This is a genomic window from Pontibacter pudoricolor (genome assembly GCF_010092985.1).
GTDB lineage: Bacteria > Bacteroidota > Bacteroidia > Cytophagales > Hymenobacteraceae > Pontibacter > Pontibacter pudoricolor.
Map to the genome: position 1 here is coordinate 2818976 of NZ_CP048106.1, position 21278 is coordinate 2840253.

At 43.7% G+C, this 21278-nt stretch carries 19 protein-coding genes and 4 tRNA genes; 6 read left to right on the top strand and 17 right to left on the bottom strand.

Annotated elements, in window-relative coordinates:
* Positions 1–24: 24 nt before the first annotated feature.
* From rpoB to GSQ66_RS12195, 13 genes are all read right to left on the bottom strand, one after another.
* The gene (gene rpoB / locus GSQ66_RS12135) at positions 25–3897 is read right to left on the bottom strand and encodes a DNA-directed RNA polymerase subunit beta (protein ID WP_162427720.1); all 3873 of its coding nucleotides are present in this window, start codon (positions 3895–3897) and stop codon (positions 25–27) included.
* Positions 3898–4054: 157 nt separating this feature from the next.
* Positions 4055–4432 (bottom strand): 50S ribosomal protein L7/L12, encoded by a 378-nt coding sequence (gene rplL / locus GSQ66_RS12140; RefSeq protein ID WP_162427721.1) that lies wholly within the window; start codon positions 4430–4432, stop codon positions 4055–4057.
* Positions 4433–4476: 44 nt separating this feature from the next.
* Positions 4477–5001 (bottom strand): 50S ribosomal protein L10, encoded by a 525-nt coding sequence (gene rplJ / locus GSQ66_RS12145; protein WP_162427722.1) that lies wholly within the window; start codon positions 4999–5001, stop codon positions 4477–4479.
* Between the two features lie 4 nt (positions 5002–5005).
* Positions 5006–5698, bottom strand: a complete 693-nt coding sequence (gene rplA, locus GSQ66_RS12150) for a 50S ribosomal protein L1 (RefSeq protein ID WP_162427723.1) — start codon at positions 5696–5698, stop codon at positions 5006–5008.
* A gap of 13 nt (positions 5699–5711) precedes the next feature.
* On the bottom strand, positions 5712–6158 hold the full coding sequence (rplK, locus tag GSQ66_RS12155; protein WP_162427724.1) for a 50S ribosomal protein L11: 447 nt from the start codon (positions 6156–6158) through the stop codon (positions 5712–5714).
* A gap of 10 nt (positions 6159–6168) precedes the next feature.
* Entirely contained in the window at positions 6169–6726 is a 558-nt protein-coding gene (gene nusG, locus GSQ66_RS12160) for a transcription termination/antitermination protein NusG (RefSeq protein WP_162427725.1), read from the bottom strand.
* A gap of 9 nt (positions 6727–6735) precedes the next feature.
* Entirely contained in the window at positions 6736–6927 is a 192-nt protein-coding gene (secE, locus tag GSQ66_RS12165; protein WP_162427726.1) for a preprotein translocase subunit SecE, read from the bottom strand.
* 29 nt (positions 6928–6956) lie between these two features.
* Positions 6957–7029 (bottom strand) — tRNA-Trp (locus tag GSQ66_RS12170).
* A gap of 108 nt (positions 7030–7137) precedes the next feature.
* Entirely contained in the window at positions 7138–8325 is a 1188-nt protein-coding gene (tuf, locus tag GSQ66_RS12175) for an elongation factor Tu (RefSeq protein ID WP_162427727.1), read from the bottom strand.
* A gap of 68 nt (positions 8326–8393) precedes the next feature.
* Positions 8394–8465 (bottom strand) — tRNA-Thr (locus GSQ66_RS12180).
* A 99-nt stretch (positions 8466–8564) separates the two neighbouring features.
* Positions 8565–8637 (bottom strand) — tRNA-Gly (locus GSQ66_RS12185).
* 75 nt (positions 8638–8712) lie between these two features.
* Positions 8713–8799: transfer RNA gene (locus GSQ66_RS12190), tRNA-Tyr, on the bottom strand.
* A 143-nt stretch (positions 8800–8942) separates the two neighbouring features.
* Entirely contained in the window at positions 8943–11486 is a 2544-nt protein-coding gene (locus GSQ66_RS12195; protein ID WP_162427728.1) for a M1 family metallopeptidase, read from the bottom strand.
* Between the two features lie 85 nt (positions 11487–11571).
* Between GSQ66_RS12195 and GSQ66_RS12200 the strand changes: the two genes are divergently transcribed.
* From GSQ66_RS12200 to frr, 3 genes are all read left to right on the top strand, one after another.
* Positions 11572–12069, top strand: a complete 498-nt coding sequence (locus GSQ66_RS12200) for a biotin/lipoyl-containing protein (protein WP_162427729.1) — start codon at positions 11572–11574, stop codon at positions 12067–12069.
* Between the two features lie 83 nt (positions 12070–12152).
* Entirely contained in the window at positions 12153–12872 is a 720-nt protein-coding gene (gene pyrH, locus GSQ66_RS12205) for a UMP kinase (RefSeq protein ID WP_162427730.1), read from the top strand.
* A gap of 91 nt (positions 12873–12963) precedes the next feature.
* Positions 12964–13527: a ribosome recycling factor gene (gene frr / locus GSQ66_RS12210; protein WP_162427731.1), complete on the top strand. Its 564-nt coding sequence runs from the start codon at positions 12964–12966 to the stop codon at positions 13525–13527.
* Between the two features lie 414 nt (positions 13528–13941).
* On the opposite strand, the gene nadD is transcribed toward frr, so the two are convergent.
* From nadD to GSQ66_RS12230, 4 genes are read right to left on the bottom strand one after another with little or no spacing between them, the layout of a single operon-like run.
* Positions 13942–14514, bottom strand: a complete 573-nt coding sequence (gene nadD / locus GSQ66_RS12215) for a nicotinate (nicotinamide) nucleotide adenylyltransferase (protein WP_162427732.1) — start codon at positions 14512–14514, stop codon at positions 13942–13944.
* Positions 14511–15095: a guanylate kinase gene (gene gmk / locus GSQ66_RS12220; protein WP_162427733.1), complete on the bottom strand. Its 585-nt coding sequence runs from the start codon at positions 15093–15095 to the stop codon at positions 14511–14513. Before gmk ends, nadD begins: the two co-directional genes overlap by 4 nt.
* A gap of 9 nt (positions 15096–15104) precedes the next feature.
* Positions 15105–15386 carry an anti-sigma factor family protein gene (locus tag GSQ66_RS12225; RefSeq protein WP_162427734.1) on the bottom strand — a complete coding sequence of 94 codons (282 nt, stop codon included), beginning with the start codon at positions 15384–15386 and terminating at the stop codon, positions 15105–15107.
* A 25-nt stretch (positions 15387–15411) separates the two neighbouring features.
* Positions 15412–16005, bottom strand: a complete 594-nt coding sequence (locus GSQ66_RS12230) for a sigma-70 family RNA polymerase sigma factor (RefSeq protein ID WP_162346186.1) — start codon at positions 16003–16005, stop codon at positions 15412–15414.
* A 291-nt stretch (positions 16006–16296) separates the two neighbouring features.
* On the opposite strand from GSQ66_RS12230, the gene GSQ66_RS12235 reads away from it, so the two are divergent.
* The 3 genes from GSQ66_RS12235 (at position 16297) to GSQ66_RS12245 (ending at position 21272) form a co-directional block, all read left to right on the top strand.
* The gene (locus GSQ66_RS12235) at positions 16297–17061 is read left to right on the top strand and encodes a glycosyltransferase family 2 protein (RefSeq protein WP_162427735.1); all 765 of its coding nucleotides are present in this window, start codon (positions 16297–16299) and stop codon (positions 17059–17061) included.
* A gap of 1 nt (position 17062) precedes the next feature.
* Complete coding sequence (locus GSQ66_RS12240) at positions 17063–18163, top strand: glycosyltransferase family 4 protein (RefSeq protein ID WP_162427736.1); 1101 nt, start codon at positions 17063–17065, stop codon at positions 18161–18163.
* A 136-nt stretch (positions 18164–18299) separates the two neighbouring features.
* Entirely contained in the window at positions 18300–21272 is a 2973-nt protein-coding gene (locus GSQ66_RS12245) for a two-component regulator propeller domain-containing protein (RefSeq protein WP_162427737.1), read from the top strand.
* Positions 21273–21278 lie beyond the last annotated feature (6 nt).

A 21278-nucleotide genomic window follows, 5' to 3' on the forward strand; every position in this document is an offset into this window, starting at 1 on the left:
CCGGAACGCTTAACATTTACTTTATTACTCCAACGTTATCTCTAATGCCAGACCTCTTAACTCGTGAATCAATACGTTGAATGATTCAGGGATATTTGGTTTTGGCAACACATCGCCTTTTACAATTGCTTCGTAAGCTTTTGCACGGCCAATAACGTCGTCTGATTTAACTGTAAGTATTTCCTGCAGCACGTTAGAAGCACCGAAAGCCTCCAGTGCCCACACCTCCATCTCACCGAAACGCTGGCCACCAAACTGGGCTTTACCACCCAATGGCTGCTGCGTAATCAATGAGTATGGTCCGATAGAACGAGCGTGCATCTTATCATCAACCAAGTGACCAAGTTTCAGCATGTAAATTACGCCTACTGTTACTGGCTGGTCGAATCTGTCACCAGACAAACCGTCGAATAGATATGTTCTACCAAAACGTGGCAGTCCTGCTTCAGTCAGCTCGGCAGAAACCTGCTCTTCAGTTGCTCCGTCAAAAATTGGAGTCGCATATTTACGACCTAATCTTAAACCAGCCCATCCAAGTACAGTTTCATAGATCTGACCGATGTTCATCCTTGAAGGTACACCAAGCGGGTTAAGTACGATGTCCATAGGAGTACCGTCTTCCAGGAATGGCATATCTTCATCACGAACGATACGGGCAACTATACCTTTGTTACCGTGACGTCCAGCCATTTTATCACCCACTTTCAGCTTACGCTTCTTGGCGATGTATACTTTGGCCAACTGCACAATACCTGCCGGTAATTCATCCCCTACTTCCAACGTAAATCTTTCACGCTTAAAGTGAGCAGAGATAATATTACGACGCTTGGTATAGTTTTTCACCAACTCCAGTAACATGTTGTTGGTTTTCTCGTCGCTTGTCCAGTTCTCAAGGATCAGATCCTTGAACATGTTCACCTCTTCCGGAACCGCATAGTTGCTTTCATCCTTGTAAGGGTTCTTTTCAGGGAATAAAGCTTCTATTATGTTCTTTCTGCTGAACTTAGATCCTTTCGTTAAAATCTCATCACCAAACTTGTGCTTGATACCCTGTGTCGTCTTACCTTCCAGCAAGTCAACTAATTTATCAACCATTACATTCTTAATGGCAATAAGGTCTTTCGAATATTTAACTTTTAGTTCTTCAACCTCTTTCTTAGATTTTGCTCTAAGGTTTTTATCCTTTTTAGGACGAGAGAATAACTTAGTCTCAATAACAACACCGTTCAGTGATGGCGGCGCCTTAAGCGAAGCATCCTTCACATCACCGGCTTTATCACCGAAGATTGCACGTAGAAGTTTCTCTTCCGGAGTCGGATCTGTTTCACCCTTAGGAGTGATCTTACCGATCAGGATATCGCCTTCTTTAACTTCAGCACCAATTCTGATGATACCATTCTCATCAAGATTTCTTACTGCTTCTTCGCTAACGTTTGGTATTTCAGAAGTTAATTCTTCTTCGCCACGTTTCGTTTCACGAACTTCCAGCTCAAACTCTTCAATGTGGATAGAAGTAAATACGTCATCACGTACTACTTTTTCAGAGATTACGATCGCATCCTCAAAGTTATAACCCTGCCAAGGCATGAACGCAACCTGTAAGTTACGCCCTAGTGCAAGTTCACCATCATTGGTAGCATAACCTTCGCATAGTGGCTGACCTTTTGTTACACGCTGGCCTGTTCTCACAAGTGGAGTCAGGTTGATGCATGTGTCCTGGTTAGTTCTGCGGAACTTGATCAGTTTATAGGTTACATATTCAGCATCGAATGAAACCAGCTTCTCTTCATCAGTAAGATCATATTTTACAACAATCTTAGTTGAATCCACGAAATCGATTACACCGTCGCCTTCAGCTATAACCAGTGCTCTTGAGTCAATTGCTGCTCTGCCTTCCAAGCCTGTACCAACTATAGGCGCCTGTGGCTTCAGTAGTGGAACTGCCTGGCGCTGCATGTTAGAACCCATCAGGGCACGGTTAGCATCATCGTGCTCAAGGAAAGGAATCATAGACGCTGCCACAGATACAATCTGGTTTGGCGCAATGTCCATATAGGTATAAGTTGATGGCTCCTCCACAGGGAAGTCACCTTCAAATCTTCCTTTTACTCTATCGTTGATGAAGTTACCCTTTTCATCAATCACGGCATTTGCCTGTGCAATGTGGTGGGTATCCTCTTCTTCTGCTGTTAAATATTCTACTTCACCAGCTACGTTCACTATACCATTAACAACCTTACGATAAGGCGTTTCGATAAAGCCCATGTGGTTTACACGAGCATGCACGCAAAGTGAAGAGATCAGACCGATGTTTGGCCCCTCAGGAGTTTCAATAGTACAAAGACGACCATAGTGTGTATAGTGAACGTCACGTACCTCGAAACCTGCACGCTCTCTTGACAGACCACCTGGCCCTAATGCAGATACACGACGCTTGTGCGTCACTTCTGCCAGCGGGTTTGTCTGGTCCATGAACTGAGAAAGCTGGTTTGTACCGAAGAACGAGTTGATCACTGAAGACAACGTACGAGCGTTAATCAGATCAACTGGTTTGAAGTCTTCGTTATCACGAACGTTCATACGCTCTTTGATGGTTCTGGCCATACGTGCCAGACCTACACCAAATTGTGCATACAACTGCTCCCCTACTGTTCTTACACGGCGGTTGCTTAAGTGGTCAATATCATCCACTACAGCTCTTGAGTTAATCAAGCCGATCAGGTATTTAACAATCAGAACGATGTCGTCGTTCGTTAAAACCTTTGCATCCCAGTTTGTATCAATGCCAAGCTTTTTGTTGATTCTATAACGACCAACTTCACCAAGGTCATAACGCTTATCTGAGAAGAACAGCTTCTGAATAATATCACGTGCCGTCTCTACGTCTGGCGCTTCAGTATTTCTAAGCTGACGATAGATCTGCTCAACAGCTTCCTGCTCGGAGTTAGAATTATCTTTCTGTAGTGTGTTATAAATAATTGCATAGTCAGCAATATTTACATTCTCACGATGCAGAACTATAGATTTGTTACCAGACTCAACTATAACATCGATATCTTCAGCTGTAATTTCAGAATCACGCTCAAGTAATACTTCGTTACGGTCGATAGAAACTACTTCTCCAGTATCCTCATCCACAAAGTCTTCTGTCCATGTTTTAAGAACACGAGCAGCTAGCTTTCTGCCTACCGCATTTTTAAGGTTCGTCTTGTTAGCCGGAATCTCTTCTGAAAGACCGAACAGATCAAGAATATCCTTATCAGTGCCGTAACCGATAGCACGTAACAATGTCGTTACCGGGAACTTCTTCTTACGGTCGATGTAAGCATACATTACGTTGTTAACGTCTGTCGCAAACTCTACCCAAGAACCTTTAAAAGGAATAATTCTGGCAGAATATAATTTAGTACCGTTAGTGTGCTTGCTTTGTGCAAAGAATACACCCGGTGATCTGTGTAACTGAGAAACTATAACACGTTCAGCCCCATTGATAACAAAGGAGCCTTTTTCAGTCATGTATGGAATATTACCGAGGAAAACTTCCTGTTCAATAGTCTCAAAGTCTTCGTTGTCCTCATCGTTGCAGATAAGACGAAGTTTAGCCTTAAGCGGAACTGAATATGTTAGTCCTCTGTCGATACTCTCATCTACAGAATATTTTGGCGGATCTACGTGATAATCGATGAACTCCAGAACGAAGTTTTCACGAGAATCAGAGATTGGAAAGTTTTCCGCGAAAACTTTGAACAATCCTTCCTGAGCTCTATTTTCAGCAGCAGTCTCCAATTGGAAAAAGTCCTGGAAAGACTGCAGTTGAACATCAAGAAAATCAGGATAATCAATTACCTTCTTGATCGAAGCGAAATTGATTCTCTCTATTGTTTTATTTTTAGCCAAAGCCTTGGAAATTTAACGTTAACAATAAGTTTTCAGCTCCCGATGCCAAAAACAGCTGTGGGCAAAAAAGGATTCAATTATGAATCCGTATACAAACAGGAAAAGACCTGACTAAAACGCCAGGTCTACCTGTTCTCGATATGTTGATAAAGTGAGATTACTTGATCTCTACTTCAGCACCAGCTTCTTCTAATGATTTCTTCAGAGATTCAGCTTCATCTTTAGCTACACCTTCTTTCAGAGCCTTAGGAGCGCTGTCTACAACTTCTTTAGCTTCTTTCAGGCCAAGACCTGTAAGTTCTTTAACAAGTTTAACAACTGCTAGTTTAGATGCACCTGCTGACTTAAGGATTACGTCAAAAGAAGTTTTTTCTTCTGCAGCAGCTCCACCTTCAGCAGCACCACCAGCCATCATAACTGGAGCAGCAGCAGCTGGCTCGATGCCGTATTCGTCCTTCAGGATTGTAGCTAGTTCGTTAACTTCTTTCACAGTTAAGTTTACTAACTGCTCAGCGAATGCTTTTAAATCTGCCATTTTTATTGAAATTAAAAGTTACTTATTGATTACGTTTTTAAAAATTATTCTTTTTCAGATAGAGTTTTAAGAATTCCAGCAAGTTTGTTACCACCGCCCTGTAGGCCAGAAATAACATTCTTAGCAGGAGACTGAAGCAATGCAATTACATCTGCGATCAGCTCAAACTTAGACTTGATTGTTGATAATGTATCCAGCTGGTTTTCGCCAACATAAATACCGCTATCAATAAAGGCACCCTTTAAAAGTGGAAGCGTGTGACCTTTTTTCCTAAAGTCTTTGATTAGCTTAGCAGGAGCGTTGCCTGATTCAGTTGAAAACAGGATGCCTGAAGAACCTTTTAATACTTCTGCCAGTGCAGTAGTATCAGCTTCTAAAGTATCTAATGCTTTCTTAATTAATGTATTCTTGTAAACTTTGTATTCAAGCCCTCTATCGAAAGCCATTCTCCTGAATTGGTTGATACTTGCAACTGTCATAGTAGAAGCATCAGTGATGTAGAAATAGTTAGTGTTAGCTAACTTTTCGCTCAGGTCTTGTACAATTATCTCTTTTTCTTCCCTGGTCATTTTCTTAGATAGTTGCGTTCTTATCAACAATTACGGCCGGGCTCATTGTGCTAGACAATGTTATGCTCTTAATGTAGGTACCCTTCGCTGAAGATGGCTTCAGACGGTTGAGTGTAGCAATTACTTCTGCAGCGTTAGCAGCAATCTGCTCTGGCGAGAAAGAAACTTTACCCACACTAGTGTGGATGATACCAGTTTTGTCAACTTTAAAGTCGATTTTACCAGCTTTTACTTCTTTAACAGCTTTCGCCACATCTTGTGTAACTGTACCAGATTTAGGGTTTGGCATCAGGTTACGAGGACCTAATATTCTACCTAAACGACCAACTTTAGCCATTACTGCTGGCATCGTGATGATCACATCAATGTCTGTCCAGCCTTTTTCGATCTTCTGAATATAATCATCAAGACCAACGAAGTCAGCACCTGCATCTTTAGCTTCCTGCTCTTTGTCAGGTGTAACTAATGCCAGCACTCTTACCTCTTTACCTGTACCATGCGGAAGGGTAACTATACCACGAACCATTTGGTCAGCCTTACGAGGGTCTACTCCTAAGCGTACATCTATATCAACAGAAGCATCAAATTTTGTAAAAGTAATGTCTTTTACAACTGAGGCTGCATCTGTCAAAGAATACTCTTTTGTTAGGTCGGCCTTAGCTAAAGCCGCTTTCCTATTTTTTGATATCTTCGCCATTATCCTCTAACTGTTATTGTTCGTTCCACGGAGCTTTGCCAGAAACTGTTATACCCATGCTTCTTGCTGTACCAGCTACCATTTTCATGGCAGACTCCAGTTTGAAAGCATTTAAATCAGGCATTTTCAGTTCTGCAATCTCTTTTACCTGATCCCAAGTAACTGAACCTACTTTGTTTCGGTTTGGCTCTTTTGAACCTACCTTAATTTTAGCAGCATCCATTAACAATACCGGAGCAGGGGGCGTTTTAATAACGAAGTCAAAAGACTTATCTGCATAGATTGTAATCAATACTGGTAACACTTGTCCTGGCTTCTCCTGGGTTCTAGCATTAAACTGCTTACAGAACTCCATGATGTTAAGACCTTTAGAACCAAGTGCAGGTCCAATCGGTGGCGATGGATTCGCTGCACCTCCCTTTACCTGAAGTTTCAGGTAACCTTTTATTTCCTTTGCCATTATTTATTTACTACGATTCTTTTTCTACTTGCATGTAATTTAGCTCAACCGGTGTATTTCTTCCGAAAATTTTCACCATTACATTAAGCTTTTTACGTTCTTCAAACACTTCTTCTACCGTTCCTGAGAATCCACTGAATGGTCCGTCCATTACTTTTATAGTTTCTCCAACTATAAATGGTGTATCCAATACTTCAGCTTGCTCTTCTGCTTCATCTACTGTTCCCAGTATTCTGTTAATTTCAGATTGACGAAGCGGAACCGGCTTTTTGCTTGCATCTCCTGTACCTGAACCCAAAAAGCCAATTACACCTGGCGTACTAATGATCAGGTGCTCAGCTTCGCCGTGGCTCAGGTCAGCATTTACAAGCACATAACCAGGAAAGAAGTTTCTTTCTCTGATTCTTTTTTTACCACCACGCATTTCATATACCTTTTCAGCAGGTATCAGAACTTGTGGCACATATTCACCCAGGTTATGGCGCATGATCTCATTTTCGAGATATGCTTTTGCCTTTTTCTCCTGTCCACTAACGGCGCGTACTACATACCATTTTAAATCAGCCATAGCTTCTTATTAAAATTGGTTATAGAACCACGTCAGTGACGAATCAAAAACAAAGTCCATGGCACCTACTACAAGAGCAAACACTAAAGAGCCTATTAGTACAAGTACAGAGCTATTCTGTAATTCTTTAAAGGAAGGCCATGAGACTTTATCTCTCATTTCCTCTACCGTTCCGTTTATATAGTCTTTAACGTTGCTCATCGTCTTAAATGCCTGAGTAATTAAATTTGCACGGGTGGAGAGACTCGAACTCCCAGCCAATGGTTTTGGAGACCACTACTCTACCAATTGAGCTACACCCGTAAAAAAATGCACACCATTAATTCAAATGGAGTGCAAATTTATTCAATTGTTTTTGAAAAACAAACCCGTTCCCAACTTATTTATCAGGAACGGGCTGCTTTTGTATAATTAGTCTAAGATCTCAGTAACCTGACCGGCACCTACTGTTCTACCACCCTCACGGATAGCGAAACGAAGACCTTTTTCCATTGCTACTTTGTTGATCAGGTTTACCTCTATAGTGATGTTATCACCAGGCATAACCATTTCTACTCCTTCTGGAAGCATGATCTCACCAGTTACGTCTGTTGTTCTGAAATAGAACTGTGGACGGTACTTATTGAAGAATGGCGTGTGACGTCCACCTTCTTCTTTAGAAAGAACATAAACTTCAGCCTTGAACTTCATGTGAGGCTTAACTGAACCTGGCTTACAGATAACCATACCACGACGGATATCGGTTTTCTCTATACCACGAAGAAGTAGACCTACGTTGTCACCAGCTTCACCTCTGTCAAGGATCTTACGGAACATCTCAACACCAGTAACTACTGACTTAAGGTTTTCAGCACCCATACCAAGGATTTCTACTGGCTCACCAGAGTTGATTACACCACGCTCGATACGGCCAGTTGCAACTGTACCACGACCAGTGATTGAGAACACGTCCTCAACTGGCATCAGGAATGGAAGGTCAACAAGACGAGCAGGAATTGGAATCCAGCTATCAACTGCAGCCATCAGCTCTTCAATAGTTTTCACCCACTTCTCATCGCCATTCAGACCACCTAGAGCAGAACCCTGGATTACCGGAATGTTATCACCATCGAAGTCGTAGAAAGAAAGAAGCTCACGGATTTCCATTTCAACAAGCTCAAGAAGCTCTGGATCGTCCACCATGTCCACTTTGTTCATGAATACTACAAGCTGAGGAACACCTACCTGACGAGCAAGAAGAATGTGCTCACGAGTTTGTGGCATTGGACCATCAGTAGCAGCAACCACAAGGATAGCACCGTCCATCTGAGCAGCACCAGTAACCATGTTTTTCACGTAGTCAGCGTGACCTGGGCAGTCAACGTGTGCATAGTGACGGTTTTCAGTAGCGTATTCTACGTGTGAAGTATTGATTGTAATACCTCTTTCTTTTTCTTCAGGAGCATTATCAATTGAAGAGAAGTCGCGAAGCGTAGCCAGACCTTTGTTAGCCAATACTGTAGTAATGGCAGCAGTCAAAGTTGTTTTGCCGTGGTCAACGTGACCGATTGTACCGATGTTTACGTGCGGTTTGGAGCGGTCAAATGTTTCTTTAGCCATTGTATGATATAAAATTAAGGTTAAAACGTTTAAGTTTAAGTTGTGCTCATTAACACGAACAGACTTAGAGCCAACGATGGGAATTGAACCCACGACCCCTTCCTTACCAAGGAAGTACTCTACCCCTGAGCTACGTCGGCTTTTAACTTTTCTAAATCTTTGTTTATACTAAAAAGGAAATCCATATACATGAAATTCCTTCCTGCAAAAACCCGTAAGATTTAAAATCTGTTCTACTGAGCGGGAGACGAGGGTCGAACTCGCGGCCTATAGCTTGGAAGGCTATCGCTCTACCAACTGAGCTACTCCCGCTTTTAAACTTTAAATGATTGAATAAGCGAATGAGCAAATAAATCACTACAATCCATTTACTCAATCATTTAAATTTGGTGGGGAGAGCAGGATTCGAACCTGCGAAGTCATTACAACAACGGAGTTACAGTCCGTCCCATTTGGCCGCTCTGGAATCTCCCCAAACGCTAAATTTAATCAGCTTTACTCTTTAAAAGCTTTGCGCCAGATGCGCTGTTCGTTCTAAAGAGATGCAAAATTAAGCGCTTTTTTATTACTGTCAAATAATCGTTCAAAAATTCTTTAAAAAAATTAGCCTATTTTGCCTAAAGCGCCTGGTTATACATCTCTATCAGGCGTTTATCTTTTTCCTGAGCCTTAATTTTTTCTAATATTTCTTTCACTTCAGGTTTATCCGACATTACCATCAAAGCCTGGAACGCAGCCATGCGCACATAATAGAGATTATTATTTTGTGCTATATCCGAAAGCATTGCTATAGTTTGTGGCGTATTAGTATTGCTATTGCTTGCCAGATAGGCTGCAAAACTCTGTAGCATGTAGTACTTACCACTGCCTTTACCGTTCTTAATCTTCTCCACGAACCAGTTATATTTCTCCGGCCCACCCTGTAAAGCGTAGAATGATCCTAAAGCAATGGCTACTTCTTCGTTCTCTTCCTTTTCAAATCTGCTCAGTTTTTGTTTTGTATCCTCGGAACCTGTACCGGCATATGCAATAATACCTGCTGCCACTACCTGGTACGAACTATCTTTCAGAGCTTCTTCGTAAATAGCCTTATAGGTATTCCCTCCCCAACCAGCAAGCAGTAAGGTAGCATCAGCTCTTACCGATCCTTTCTTATCCTGCCTTGCCATCTGTTTTACCTTAGCAACTATAGCTGGGTGCGTATCTGGCTTAATATCGACCAATGCATTTATGGCCATAGTTCTGATAAACCAGAAATCATTGCTCAGAGCATCCTGCAAAAGTTTAATCTCTGATCCTGCATTTTTGGAAAGTTCCGTCAGGGCTTCATATTCGGCCATTACCTGGTTGCTGTTATAAAACTGGTAACGGAGTTCTTCCGGGCTTTTCTCATGCTCAACTACACCAAGAAGTTGTTTCTCTCCATCAAAAAGAACTAACTGTGGCTGTGTAGCTACAGGAATTGTGAAGATTTGATTTGCTTTAGTGATCAGGATCGGATAATCTGTTTTTTTGCCATTTGACCAAACGGCTACCTTAAGCGGCAGGCGGTAAACAGGCGAATAAGTAGTATCCTGCAACTGCTGAACAGCTATAGTTAGCTGGCCATTCTGGAATGCATGACTCACTTTAAGCTCCGGATGCCCCGGCTTCATAAACCACTGATCAAAGAACCACATCAAGTCCTCGCCTGTCACATCCTCGAAAGCCATGCGCAGTTCAGCAACTTCTACATCAGAGAATTTATTTTGTGTGAGGTAACGGTTAAGCGATGCATAAAAAGCGTCGTCGCCTACATATTTGCGGAGCATGTGCAGCACCCGGCCACCTTTGGCATACGAGTGGCTGTCGAACATATCTTCCTTATCACCATAGCGGTAACGGATAAGCGGTTCTCTTTTTGTTTTTGCCTCTTCCAGGTACTGGTTCATTTCATCCATCTGGATGTAAGCAGCTTCGTCTGCCCCAAACTTATGCTCGGCCCATAGGTATTCGCTATAGTTGGCCATCGCTTCGTTAAGAGGCAGGTTAGCCCACGACTCTGTCGTTACATAATCACCAAACCACTGATGGAAAAGCTCGTGTGCAATAATGTTGTCCCAGTTCTTGTCCAGCAGTTCACGCTCGTTCAGTTGCAGGTCTTCCATAAACGTGGAAGCCGAAGTGTTTTCCATAGCACCGGACACGAAGTCGCGTACTACTACCTGTGCATACTTTGCCCAAGGATAGTTAACTCCAAGCTTTTTGCTGAAGAACTCCATCATCTCCGGCGTATTTCCGAATATCTTTTTGGCAGTGCCTTTATATTCCGGCTCTACATAATAGCTTACCTCCAGATTGCGCCACTTGTCTTTAACTACAGCAAAATCACCTATTGCCATCATGGCCAGGTAAGGAGCGTGCGGTAATTCCTGTTTCCAGTGCTCTGTTTTAGTACCGTCCGCATTCTGGCGCGACGACATGAAACTGCCGTTAGAGAGTGTGGTATATTTCTTATCTATAGTTATGTAGATATCCTGGGTCATGCGCTCGTTCGGAGCATCTATAGTTGGAAACCAGGCCGAGCTTGCTTCGGTCTCACCCTGCGTCCAGATCTGGCGCGGTTTGTTTGGCTCTGTGCCGAGCGGGTTGATAAAGTATAAACCTTTGTCTTCGGTAATGGCGTCGCTGCCGCCGGCGGCCAGCTCGTTTGGTTTGGCAGTATAGTCTATTTCTATAGTATATTTTTCGTCGCGGTTATAGGTCTTCCCCAGATCTATAGTTAGTTTTTGCCCATCGTATTTATACTTCAGCGGAGTGCCATCGTACCCCTTCATCAGGTTTACATGGTGTATATCAAAGCCTTTGGCATCGAGCACCAGCGTATTTTGCGGATAGAAGTATGGTTTTAAAGTAAGCTCGGCCAGGCCATGGAGGTATTGTTTTTCCCAGTCGAAGCTAACGCGAAGCGTTGTGTGCAACAGATCGTGCTTTTTGGTTCGCGAAGGATTGAACTCATGATTTTTTGGCGCCCATACCGGTACCTCGGTTTGCGCTACCGCAGCTTTAGAAGTGTCGGGGTTATTTTTTGAGGCGTTTGTTGCTTCTTTATGGGTGGCGCAGCCGCCTGCAAATGCCATTGTTGTAGCCAGGCCAACTATGCTCAGAAAGCGATGATTCATGTTAGATTGTTTTAATTTTGACTTCAATTTCTAAAATTACTCTGAGAATTCAACTATCTTTAGGCTCCAAAACCAGAAATAAGAGATGCTGCAGGTAAAAACCGCTAACGACAAAATATGGCAGGTTGACATACAGAAAGATGCTATACTTCTCAACGAAACTCCTTTCAACTGGGATATCACACCGATAGGCACTAACACCTACCACATTATTCACAATTATAAATCTTATACTGCGGAGCTTGTTCAGGCCGATTACCAGGCCAAAGCGTTCACGTTTAAGATCAACGGCGTTACCCATACGCTATCTGTAAAGGACCAGTTCGATCTGTTACTGGATAAGCTGGGTATGAGCAATGCCAATGCACAGAAAGTGAACGATGTGAAAGCCCCTATGCCCGGACTGATACTTGAGATAAAAGTACAGCCAGGCCAGGAAGTAAAGAAAGGTGATCCGATCATGATCCTGGAGGCAATGAAGATGGAGAACATCCTGAAGTCGCCGGGCGATGGTGTGGTAAAAGAGATAAAAGTTGCCGTAAAACAGAACGTGGAAAAAAACCAGGTTTTGATCTTATTTTAAATTATTTGTGTTGCCAGCCGGGCAGCACGTCTGCCGCCCAGGCACAGTAGAAAGTATCCAATAAACTATACAAACTATAGATCGTGAAGTATAAAAGAATTTTGTTAAAGCTAAGCGGTGAAGCGCTGATGGGTGAGCAGCAATACGGTATCGACTCGAACAGGTTGATGCAGTATGCTCAGGAGATAAAGGAAGTATCTGCGCTGGGTGTAGAGGTGGCAGTTGTTATCGGGGGAGGCAACATCTTCAGAGGTGTACAGGCCGAGCAGGTTGGCCTGGACCGTGTGCAGGGAGACTACATGGGTATGCTGGCTACTGTTATCAACAGCATGGCTTTACAAAGTGCCCTGGAGAAACTGGGTGTATATACCCGCCTGCTTTCCGGTATTAACATACAGCAGGTATGCGAACCATACATTCGCCGCCGTGCCGTACGCCACTTAGAGAAGGGTCGTGTTGTTATATTTGGTGCCGGTACCGGTAACCCTTACTTCACAACCGACTCAGCAGCCAGTTTACGTGCTATTGAGATTGAAGCAGACGTAGTTCTGAAAGGTACGCGCGTGGATGGTATTTACTCTGCTGACCCTGAGAAAGATCCGGACGCCATTTTCTATTCAGACATTTCATTTAAAGATGTGTTTGATAAAGGACTGAACGTGATGGACATGACTGCCTTTACGCTTTGTAAAGAAAACGACCTTTCTATTATCGTATTTGATATGAACACACCCGGCAACCTGAAGCGCATCGTGAACGGCGATAAAGTTGGCACGCTGGTGTCCATGACGGCAGAGGCCTAAACGGCTCCCAATCACAAAGTGATAAAAATTAGTATTTTTGCAACCACAACGAATAACTATAGTTTAACAAGAATCTTAAGCTACAATTGATATGACGGAAGAAATTCAGTTTTACCTCAGCGAAGCAGAGGAGTCGATGCAAAAAGCAGTGCAGCACACAAGCTCTGAATTAACAAAGATCAGAGCTGGCAAGGCATCCCCTGCTATGGTAGAAGACCTGAAAGTAGATTATTACGGTACACCGACACCGGTTTCGCAGGTGGCAAACGTTGCCACTCCGGATGCCCGTACCCTCTTGATCAAACCCTGGGAGAAAAACATGCTGGGTGAGATCAACAAGGCAATAAAGAACAGCGACCTTGGCCTTAACCCGCAGCAGGAAGCGGATGCCATCCGCCTGAACATTCCGGCACTTACAGAAGAGCGTCGTCGTGAACTGGTTAAGCAGGTAAAGAACGAAACTGAATCTGGTAAGATAGCTGTTCGTAACATTCGTAAGGATGTGAACGAATCGCTTAGAAAACTGCAGAAAGAAGGCACTTCAGAAGACGCCGTTCGTGATGCAGAAGCCAAAGTTCAGAAAATGACTGACTCCTACATTGTAAAGATCGACGAGCTGCTTACCAAGAAAGAAGCAGAGATCATGACGATCTAATCTTTAGACAAAAGACTGAGAAAAAAGACATAAGACTTTTTCTCATGAAGTATAACAAAGAAGCCCTGCTAAGTTAGTCGCAGGGCTTCTTTTTGTTTGGGCTTATGATGAAGCAAGCTATAGTTTAACATTTGGCTCTCGCTCGCGCCCCGCGAGTGTGGATTACCCGCGGACTCCGGCCGCTATAATTATAGTTTAGCTATGCTTTTACAGGCATAGTGGAACGTGACGGGACGCAACCTGTAGCTCACACTCGCGGGGGCACGTAATTTTTATGTTACCCGAACTATAAAATAAAGAGCCTCACAATTTATGTGAGGCTCTTTATTTTGAATAACTATAAACGACTGGTCTATCAGGTCCCATAATTTACTACAACTCAACTATAGTTTTAGCTTACAACTATAGTTCGGGTCAGGAATACAATTTGTGTACTTTGATATAATCTATGATCTCGTCGGGCACCATGTACTTTATACTCTTTTCTTCCCGGATGCACTGCCTGATAAACGTGGCTGAAATATCGAGAATAGGCGCTTTTACAAATTTCATGTTCGGGAAAGCAGCGACCTCCTCCAGCACAGAACCGGAACGCGGGTAAACATACACCTGATGGTATTCCAGGATGCGCTCATAGTTCTTCCATTTCGGAAACAGCGCAAGGTTATCCTCTCCCATGATCAGCACAAACTCATAACTCGGATACTTTTCCTGCAAATAGGTAAGCGTATCTATGGTATAGCTTGGCTTGGGCATACTGAACTCGATGTTCGATACGCCCAGGTTCGGATTATCCGCTATCGCCAACGACACCATGTGCAGCCTGTCGAATTCGTGCAGTAGCGTATTGCTCGGCTTAAACGGGTTTTGCGGCGACACAACCAGCCACACCGTATCCAGGTCGGTGTTGGTGGCCATATAGTTGGCAAGTATCAGGTGGCCGGTATGGATCGGGTTAAAGGAACCAAACAAGAGCCCTACCTTCATACGATAGCCGGTTCTGATTTAAGGAAATCGTTTACCAGTTTTTCTGCTTTGGCGCAGGCAGTTTCCAGATTATCGTTCACGATCACTTCATCAAACTGATCTTCGAACCCCATCTCGAACTTAGCCTTAAATACGCGGCTGCTGATACTCGATGCTGAATCGGTGTTGCGGGCCTGCAGTCTGTTTGCCAGCTCCTCGATAGAAGGTGGCTTCACGAAAACGGCAAGTGCTCTTTCTTTGTAAAAATGCTTTATACTCAATCCTCCTTTTACATCTACATCCAGTATGGCGTGTTTGCCACTCTGCCAGATGCGTTCTATTTCTGATTTAAGCGTACCATAAAATGCACCTTCGTACACTTCTTCCCATTCTACAAACTCGTCGTTTGCAATCTTTTCTTTAAAGTCTTCAGGGGTAATGAAGTAATAATCTTTACCATTTACTTCGGTGCGGCCACGCTTATCGCGGGTGCAGGCAGAAATAGAGAAGTTCAGATTTGGATTTACGCTAAGCAGATGCTTTACAATAGTGGTTTTACCGGCACCGGAGGGCGCCGAGAAGATAATGATCTTTCCTTGCATCAGGGGTGTTTAAATAGTTTCCTGTATTTTGGCTTTAATGGTCTGTGCCAGGCTGGCCGGCACTATAACACGCTTAAGGTGACCACTGACAAGACCTTTTAGGAGTTTTTGTTTCTGATGGTTTTCAAAGCAGTTAACGCATTCCTCAATATGGCTATTAAAGAATTTCTGCTCATCGGCAGACGCCTCTCCGTCCACAACTGAGTCCAGCATGTCTGCTACCTGCTCACACACTCCATCCTTCTCATCGGCAGGCTCTTTCTGATACATTTCCGTAAATTTCGATTCCATCTTTACTCAACTCTAAAGTATTTTTCTAACTGTTATAACCCATAGTTTTAGCGTACTTTTCTAGTTTCTCTTTTAAAGAGTTTCGGGCGCGGTGTAACCTGGATCGTACAGTACCTATCGGAATGTCCAGTATTTTGGCCATTTCCTCGTAGGTAAAACCTTCCAGGTCACATAAAATAATCACAGTTCTGAAGTCTACAGGCAAGGTATTCAGGGCACTTGCTACTTCATCTCCGATCAGGTCCTGCACACTTTCGGAACGCATGTCGGTTGTTGTGGCTACGCCATTATCCCCTTCTACGTCTTCAGTATTGTAGTAACCTTCTACTTCGCTATAGTCTACCTTAGCGGGCTGCTTGCTCTTTTTCCTGAACTCATTAATGAAGGAGTTCTTCAGGATTCGGAACAGCCATGCTTTAGCATTAGTTCCTTGTTCAAAGTAGTCAAAGAAGCGGTATGCCTTTAAATATGTTTCCTGTACCAGGTCATTGGCATCGTCCTCGTCTAAGGTGAGCCTATAGGCAAAATTGTACAGAGGGTCCAGCACAGGCAGTAGTTCAGCCTCGAACCGTGCGTCTTTTTCCTCCTTACTTAATTGTTTACCTGTTTGCTCGCTCATTTACGTGTAGTTTGTACTTTTATGGAGTCCCTCAATGGCGTATTATACGCAAATATAGGAATTTTAATTACATACCCTTCTTGCCACTTCAGGGTTGCAACGGCAACACGCAACCCGCACCATTAAGGCAATTATAGTCTATCGTATACGCAGATCAGGTTCATAATGCTGCTTTTGCTTTAGCAGGTAGTACTATAGCTTAGCCAGGCAGAATGCCAACGTATAATTTATTTCAAAAATGCCGGGCTTTGCCTAATTTTACATGATAACAGAACTTTATTATAGCCAGACATGCCAAGACTGAGTGCCATCATCATCTGCAGGAATGAAGAAAAGGACATTGAAGGTGCCATACAGTCGCTGCTCTGGGCTGATGAAGTGCTTATAGTTGATTCTTTCAGTACAGACAACACCCTGGCTATTGCAGGCAACTATCCGGTAAAAATTCTGCAGCATGCTTTCGAAAATTATTCGCGGCAACGCAACTGGGCCCTGGACCAGGCAGCTTACGATTGGGTGCTGATGCTGGATGCAGATGAGCGCATAACTCCTGAACTGCAACGTGAGATACAGAAATTGCTTGCGGGCACACCTGCTAACTCAGCTTATACTATTTACAGGAGCAACTTTTTTATGGGCCATCAGGTGCGCTATAGTGGCTGGCAAAACGACAGCGTAGTGCGCCTGTTCGATAAAAGCAGAAACCGCTACTCTGATAAAAATGTGCACGAAGAGCTTATAATGGAAGATGGTAAGCCCGGTAAGCTGAAGTACAAAATGCTGCACTATACGTACCGCAGCCTTCCGCATTACCTGGATAAGTGGAACACATACAGTACCCTTTCAGCAAACGATAAAGCAAAAAAGACTAAAAAAGTATCGTTGTATCATTTAATGCTGAAGCCGGCGTTCCGGTTTTTCAGGCACTACATTTTTAAACTGGGCATACTGGATGGTAAAGTCGGCTTTGTTATAAGTTACCTGTCGGCTTCCAGTATATTTATGCGCTACCTTAAGATCTGGCGCATGCAGCAGGAAAACATAACACTTAAGTAAGATGCGGATACTTCAGTTAGTTTCTGAAAGGTCGTGGCGCGGCGGCGAACAACAGGTTGCCTATTTGCTGGAAGAACTTCGCCGACTTGGTATAACCTGCCATGTATGCTGCCGCAAAGGCTCTGCTTTTGAAGATTATTGCAGGCAAAACGATTTCCCTTACATCGCTCTGCCTTTTACCAAGGTTTTTCCCATACCTACCGCGCTGCAGCTTAAGAACTATATCAACAAGCACCAGATACAGCTGGTACACATGCAGGCAAGCCATGCGCATACTATAGGAGTGTTGGCTCATATGTTAGGCGCTACCTGCGACCTGGTTTTAAGCAGGCGTGTTGAGTTTACGATCGGTAGTAGCTTTCTGTCTAACTATAAATATAACTATAAAGGCATAAAGCGAATCATCTGTATCTCTGAGCGGGTGCGCGAAGTGCTTGCACGCAGTATTGAAGACGGCAGCAAATGTGTTACCGTATACAGCGGCATTAACCTCGATCGTTTTAAAGATCTCCCTGCCACCAAAACCAATTACCTGCGCCGCACCTATCATATCCTGGATGATAGGCTGCTTATCGGGAACATATCAGCTATAGATGTGCACAAAGATTACTTTACATTTCTGGACACCGCAAAGCTGCTTAAAGAACAGGGTGTAAAGGCAACTTACCTGGCTATAGGAACCGGAAAACTGGAGCAGGAGGTAAAAAAATATGCAGCAGACCTGGGGCTTAGTGATGATGTTATTTTTACCGGTTTTATAAAGAATGTGCACCAGGTAATGCCTGAACTGGATATGTTCATTTTTACAACTATAAAAGAAGGCTTAGGCACAACGGTGCTCGATGCTTTTGCCTGCCGTGTACCGGTAGTAGCTTCTGCCACCGGCGGCATACCCGAAATGGTAGAAGATGGCGTATCCGGCATGCTCGCTCCTGTAAAACAACCTGCCGTTTTTGCTGAGAAAGCCCTGCAACTGATACAGCAACCAGCCCTGCGCGAAAGCATTGTTGCAAATGCGAGCCAAAAAGTGCTTAAATTCTCAAAAGAAGAAACTGCCCTGCACACGCTAGCTATTTACAAGGATATAATAGGTGTTCACTAATTTTCAGAAACCTTCTCTTTCGCATCTACTTTTTCAGAATATATCCGTAGTACAAAACACACTTGTAATAGTTTAATTGTTTTGAAAGCCTGGAGTTTACATAATAATTCTTTGGCTACTACCCTGGATATAGTTTATGCGCCTGTTATGTTTACTATGGTTACTGCTTGCTAACGAAAATGCTGTGCTTGCACAACAATACAATTTCCGCAACTGGACCTTAGCAGACGGTTTGCCGCAATCAAAAGTAAACGATATCCTCCAGGACCACCGCATGCAGATCTGGGTAGCGACCCGGGGAGGTGTCAGCCGTTTTGATGGTAACACCTTCCATACGTACACCCGGCAGCAGGGTCTTGCCAGCAATAATACCACCTGCCTTTTCCAGGATAGCCGCCAACAGATATGGATAGGAAGCACTGACAATGGGTTAACACGTTTTGACGGAACAAAATTTACGACTTACGGCATAAAAGCAGGTTTGCCTGCAGGCAACTTGGCCAGTATAACCGAAGATAAATCAGGCAAGCTCTGGGTAGCGACTGACTCAGGGATCTTTATGCTAACAGGTAGTCAGTTTATCAGATCTCCCGAATTTAAGATACAGCCCTACCAGGTAATTTACTGCGATACCAAAGGTGCCATCTGGGCCGGAAGCAGGTCGAACGGACTCTACAGGTTAGCACAAGACAGCCTCTACCATATCTCCAGCCCGCAATTCAAACTACCATCCAATGCTATCACAGCCATTTTTAGCGAACCAGGAACCAACAACGTCTGGATAGGCACAACAGAAGGCCCTGCTCTTTTTAATAACGATCATATTACCGTCCCCTCCCTCCCAGCTACAGTTAAAAACCCGGCCGTTTCAGATTTTGAGAAGAATATCAACGGCAATATAATGGTCGGTTTGCAGCATGATGGCATAGTAAGCATAAATGACCGGGAACCAAAACACCTGACAAAAGCAAACGGACTTAGCTCCCTTCACATTACATCGCTTTTAGCAGATAAGGAAAACAACATATGGATAGGAACCAACGGCTATGGTTTACAACAGAAGCGGTCGCAATGGTTTCTGCATTTTTTTGAGCTCGAAACTATAAAAGACCCCCATATTACTGCTCTGGCACAGGATACGAAAGGCCGTGTATGGTTCGGCACAGATAACGGCGATGCCGCTTATATGCAGAATGGGAAGCTGACGATGCTGCAGGCAAAAGAGTGGCCACCCGGAACTGCCCTTTATAGTATGTGGGTAAGATCAGAGAAGGATGTATGGGTGAGCACCAGCCGGGGTGTCTGGAATCTTACTCCCGATAAAGCGCAGCATTACACTACTGCGCAGGGCCTGCCATCTGATATTGTCCATTTTATAGTTGCAGACAAGAATAACAGACTATGGTTTGCAACAGCTAATGGAATTGCTTACCTACAAAAAGGCAGATTTGTACCTATAACAACGGCAGTTGGCGAACAGGCCGGCGAAACCTACCACCTTTACCATGATAAACAGAACAGGATCTGGGCAGGAACAAAGAATGGCATCTATCTTATAGAAAATAACCAGTTGCGCCCTGTAAAGCCACTCAGAAACCAGCCGTTTGGTGAAGTGGTATCCATAGCAGAAGACGATAATGGCTGGTTATATTTCGGGGGCTATAACTATGGCCTGCTGGCTTACCACAGCAAGAGTGGCAAAGCAAAACTGTTTACATCAACCAACGGCTTACCCAACGAAGGTATAAAAACCATATACTCAGACCGCAACAACAATCTATGGGTTGGCACAAACAGCAATGTACTTAAGATCGACCTGCCTTATTTCCGCCAGGAGCAAAAGCTCAGGTACAGGACGTATGGGGGGCATAATGGGTTCAGAGGTTTTGAAGTTTCGAATAATGGTATCACACAAACTCCGGATGGCACTATCTGGTTTGGAACTGCGAAAGGTTTAACACAATATATCCCGGAGCTTGACAGAATAAACAAAGCGACCCCGGAGTTGATGTTAACCGACATAAAATTGTTTATGCGGCAAACTGACTGGCAGCAACAGGGGTTTGAAACAGATGCATCGGGGTTGCCCGTTAATCTTCGCCTGCCCTACAGCAAGAACCATATTACGTTCAATTACCATGGCATTAGCCTTTCGGCTCCCTCAGAAGTGAAATATAAATATATGCTTACCGGCCATGACCAGCAATGGTCCGAAACCTCAGACCAAACCTTTGCCACTTATGCCAACCTGGAACCCGGAATCTATACTTTTAAACTAAAAGCACAGAACAATGACGGCTACTGGACTGCAAAGCCTCTTAGCTATACTTTTTCGGTTGTACCACCTGTATGGCGCCGTGAGTGGTTTATTGGTTTGCTTTTACTGTTAGTAACCGGCGCCATTATAACTGTAATAAGATTACGTGAGCAAAGCCTGCTCAAAATGAACACCCTTTTGGACATGCGCGTAAAACACCGCACCCGAATGCTGGAGCGCAAGCATCGCGAAAAAGAACTGCTTTTACAGGAAGTACACCACCGCGTTAAAAATAATCTCCAGATCGTTATCAGTTTACTGAACCTGCAGGCCCGCCATGTAAAAGACCCGGAAGCTTTAGAAGTGATGCAGGCCATCCGCAGCCGCGTGCGCTCTATGGCTTTACTGCACGAGCGCCTTTACCGCCACGACAACCTGGAACATATTGATCTTGAAAATTATTTCAGGGAGATATGCGAGAGCCTGTATGCTGCCTATGGTGTATCGGAAGAGAAAGTTGCTTTGCTATTAGACATCCCTCCTACCAACATAGACCTGGATTCTGCGATAACACTCGGGCTTATTGTAAACGAACTTGTATCTAACTCGTTAAAATATGCATTCCCTGATTCTGGCACCGGCAGTCTTGGCATCGAACTCCAGCACCTGGAAAGTAATCGCTATCTGCTTACTGTCTGGGATAATGGCATTGGTTCATTCAAAGAGCCTGATCAACAACAATCCTTTGGTTTGCAGCTGGTTTCCTCATTGAGCAAAAAGCTTGATGGTAAAATTATAAATGACAACAATAATGGCACAAAAACAATATTGTCTTTTGTTTTGCCATCATAATTTAAA

Coding starts and splice junctions, on each gene's coding strand:
- GSQ66_RS12235 (WP_162427735.1), top strand. CDS start 16,297: ATGCCAAGACTGAGTGCCATCATCATCTGCAGGAATGAAGAAAAGGAC.
- GSQ66_RS12200 (WP_162427729.1), top strand. CDS start 11,572: ATGCTGCAGGTAAAAACCGCTAACGACAAAATATGGCAGGTTGACATA.
- secE (WP_162427726.1), bottom strand. CDS start 6,927: ATGAGCAACGTTAAAGACTATATAAACGGAACGGTAGAGGAAATGAGA.
- rplL (WP_162427721.1), bottom strand. CDS start 4,432: ATGGCAGATTTAAAAGCATTCGCTGAGCAGTTAGTAAACTTAACTGTG.
- GSQ66_RS12195 (WP_162427728.1), bottom strand. CDS start 11,486: ATGAATCATCGCTTTCTGAGCATAGTTGGCCTGGCTACAACAATGGCA.
- rplK (WP_162427724.1), bottom strand. CDS start 6,158: ATGGCAAAGGAAATAAAAGGTTACCTGAAACTTCAGGTAAAGGGAGGT.
- rplA (WP_162427723.1), bottom strand. CDS start 5,698: ATGGCGAAGATATCAAAAAATAGGAAAGCGGCTTTAGCTAAGGCCGAC.
- GSQ66_RS12225 (WP_162427734.1), bottom strand. CDS start 15,386: ATGGAATCGAAATTTACGGAAATGTATCAGAAAGAGCCTGCCGATGAG.
- GSQ66_RS12245 (WP_162427737.1), top strand. CDS start 18,300: ATGCGCCTGTTATGTTTACTATGGTTACTGCTTGCTAACGAAAATGCT.
- tuf (WP_162427727.1), bottom strand. CDS start 8,325: ATGGCTAAAGAAACATTTGACCGCTCCAAACCGCACGTAAACATCGGT.
- rplJ (WP_162427722.1), bottom strand. CDS start 5,001: ATGACCAGGGAAGAAAAAGAGATAATTGTACAAGACCTGAGCGAAAAG.
- nusG (WP_162427725.1), bottom strand. CDS start 6,726: ATGGCTGATTTAAAATGGTATGTAGTACGCGCCGTTAGTGGACAGGAG.
- gmk (WP_162427733.1), bottom strand. CDS start 15,095: ATGCAAGGAAAGATCATTATCTTCTCGGCGCCCTCCGGTGCCGGTAAA.
- GSQ66_RS12240 (WP_162427736.1), top strand. CDS start 17,063: ATGCGGATACTTCAGTTAGTTTCTGAAAGGTCGTGGCGCGGCGGCGAA.
- nadD (WP_162427732.1), bottom strand. CDS start 14,514: ATGAAGGTAGGGCTCTTGTTTGGTTCCTTTAACCCGATCCATACCGGC.
- frr (WP_162427731.1), top strand. CDS start 12,964: ATGACGGAAGAAATTCAGTTTTACCTCAGCGAAGCAGAGGAGTCGATG.
- GSQ66_RS12230 (WP_162346186.1), bottom strand. CDS start 16,005: ATGAGCGAGCAAACAGGTAAACAATTAAGTAAGGAGGAAAAAGACGCA.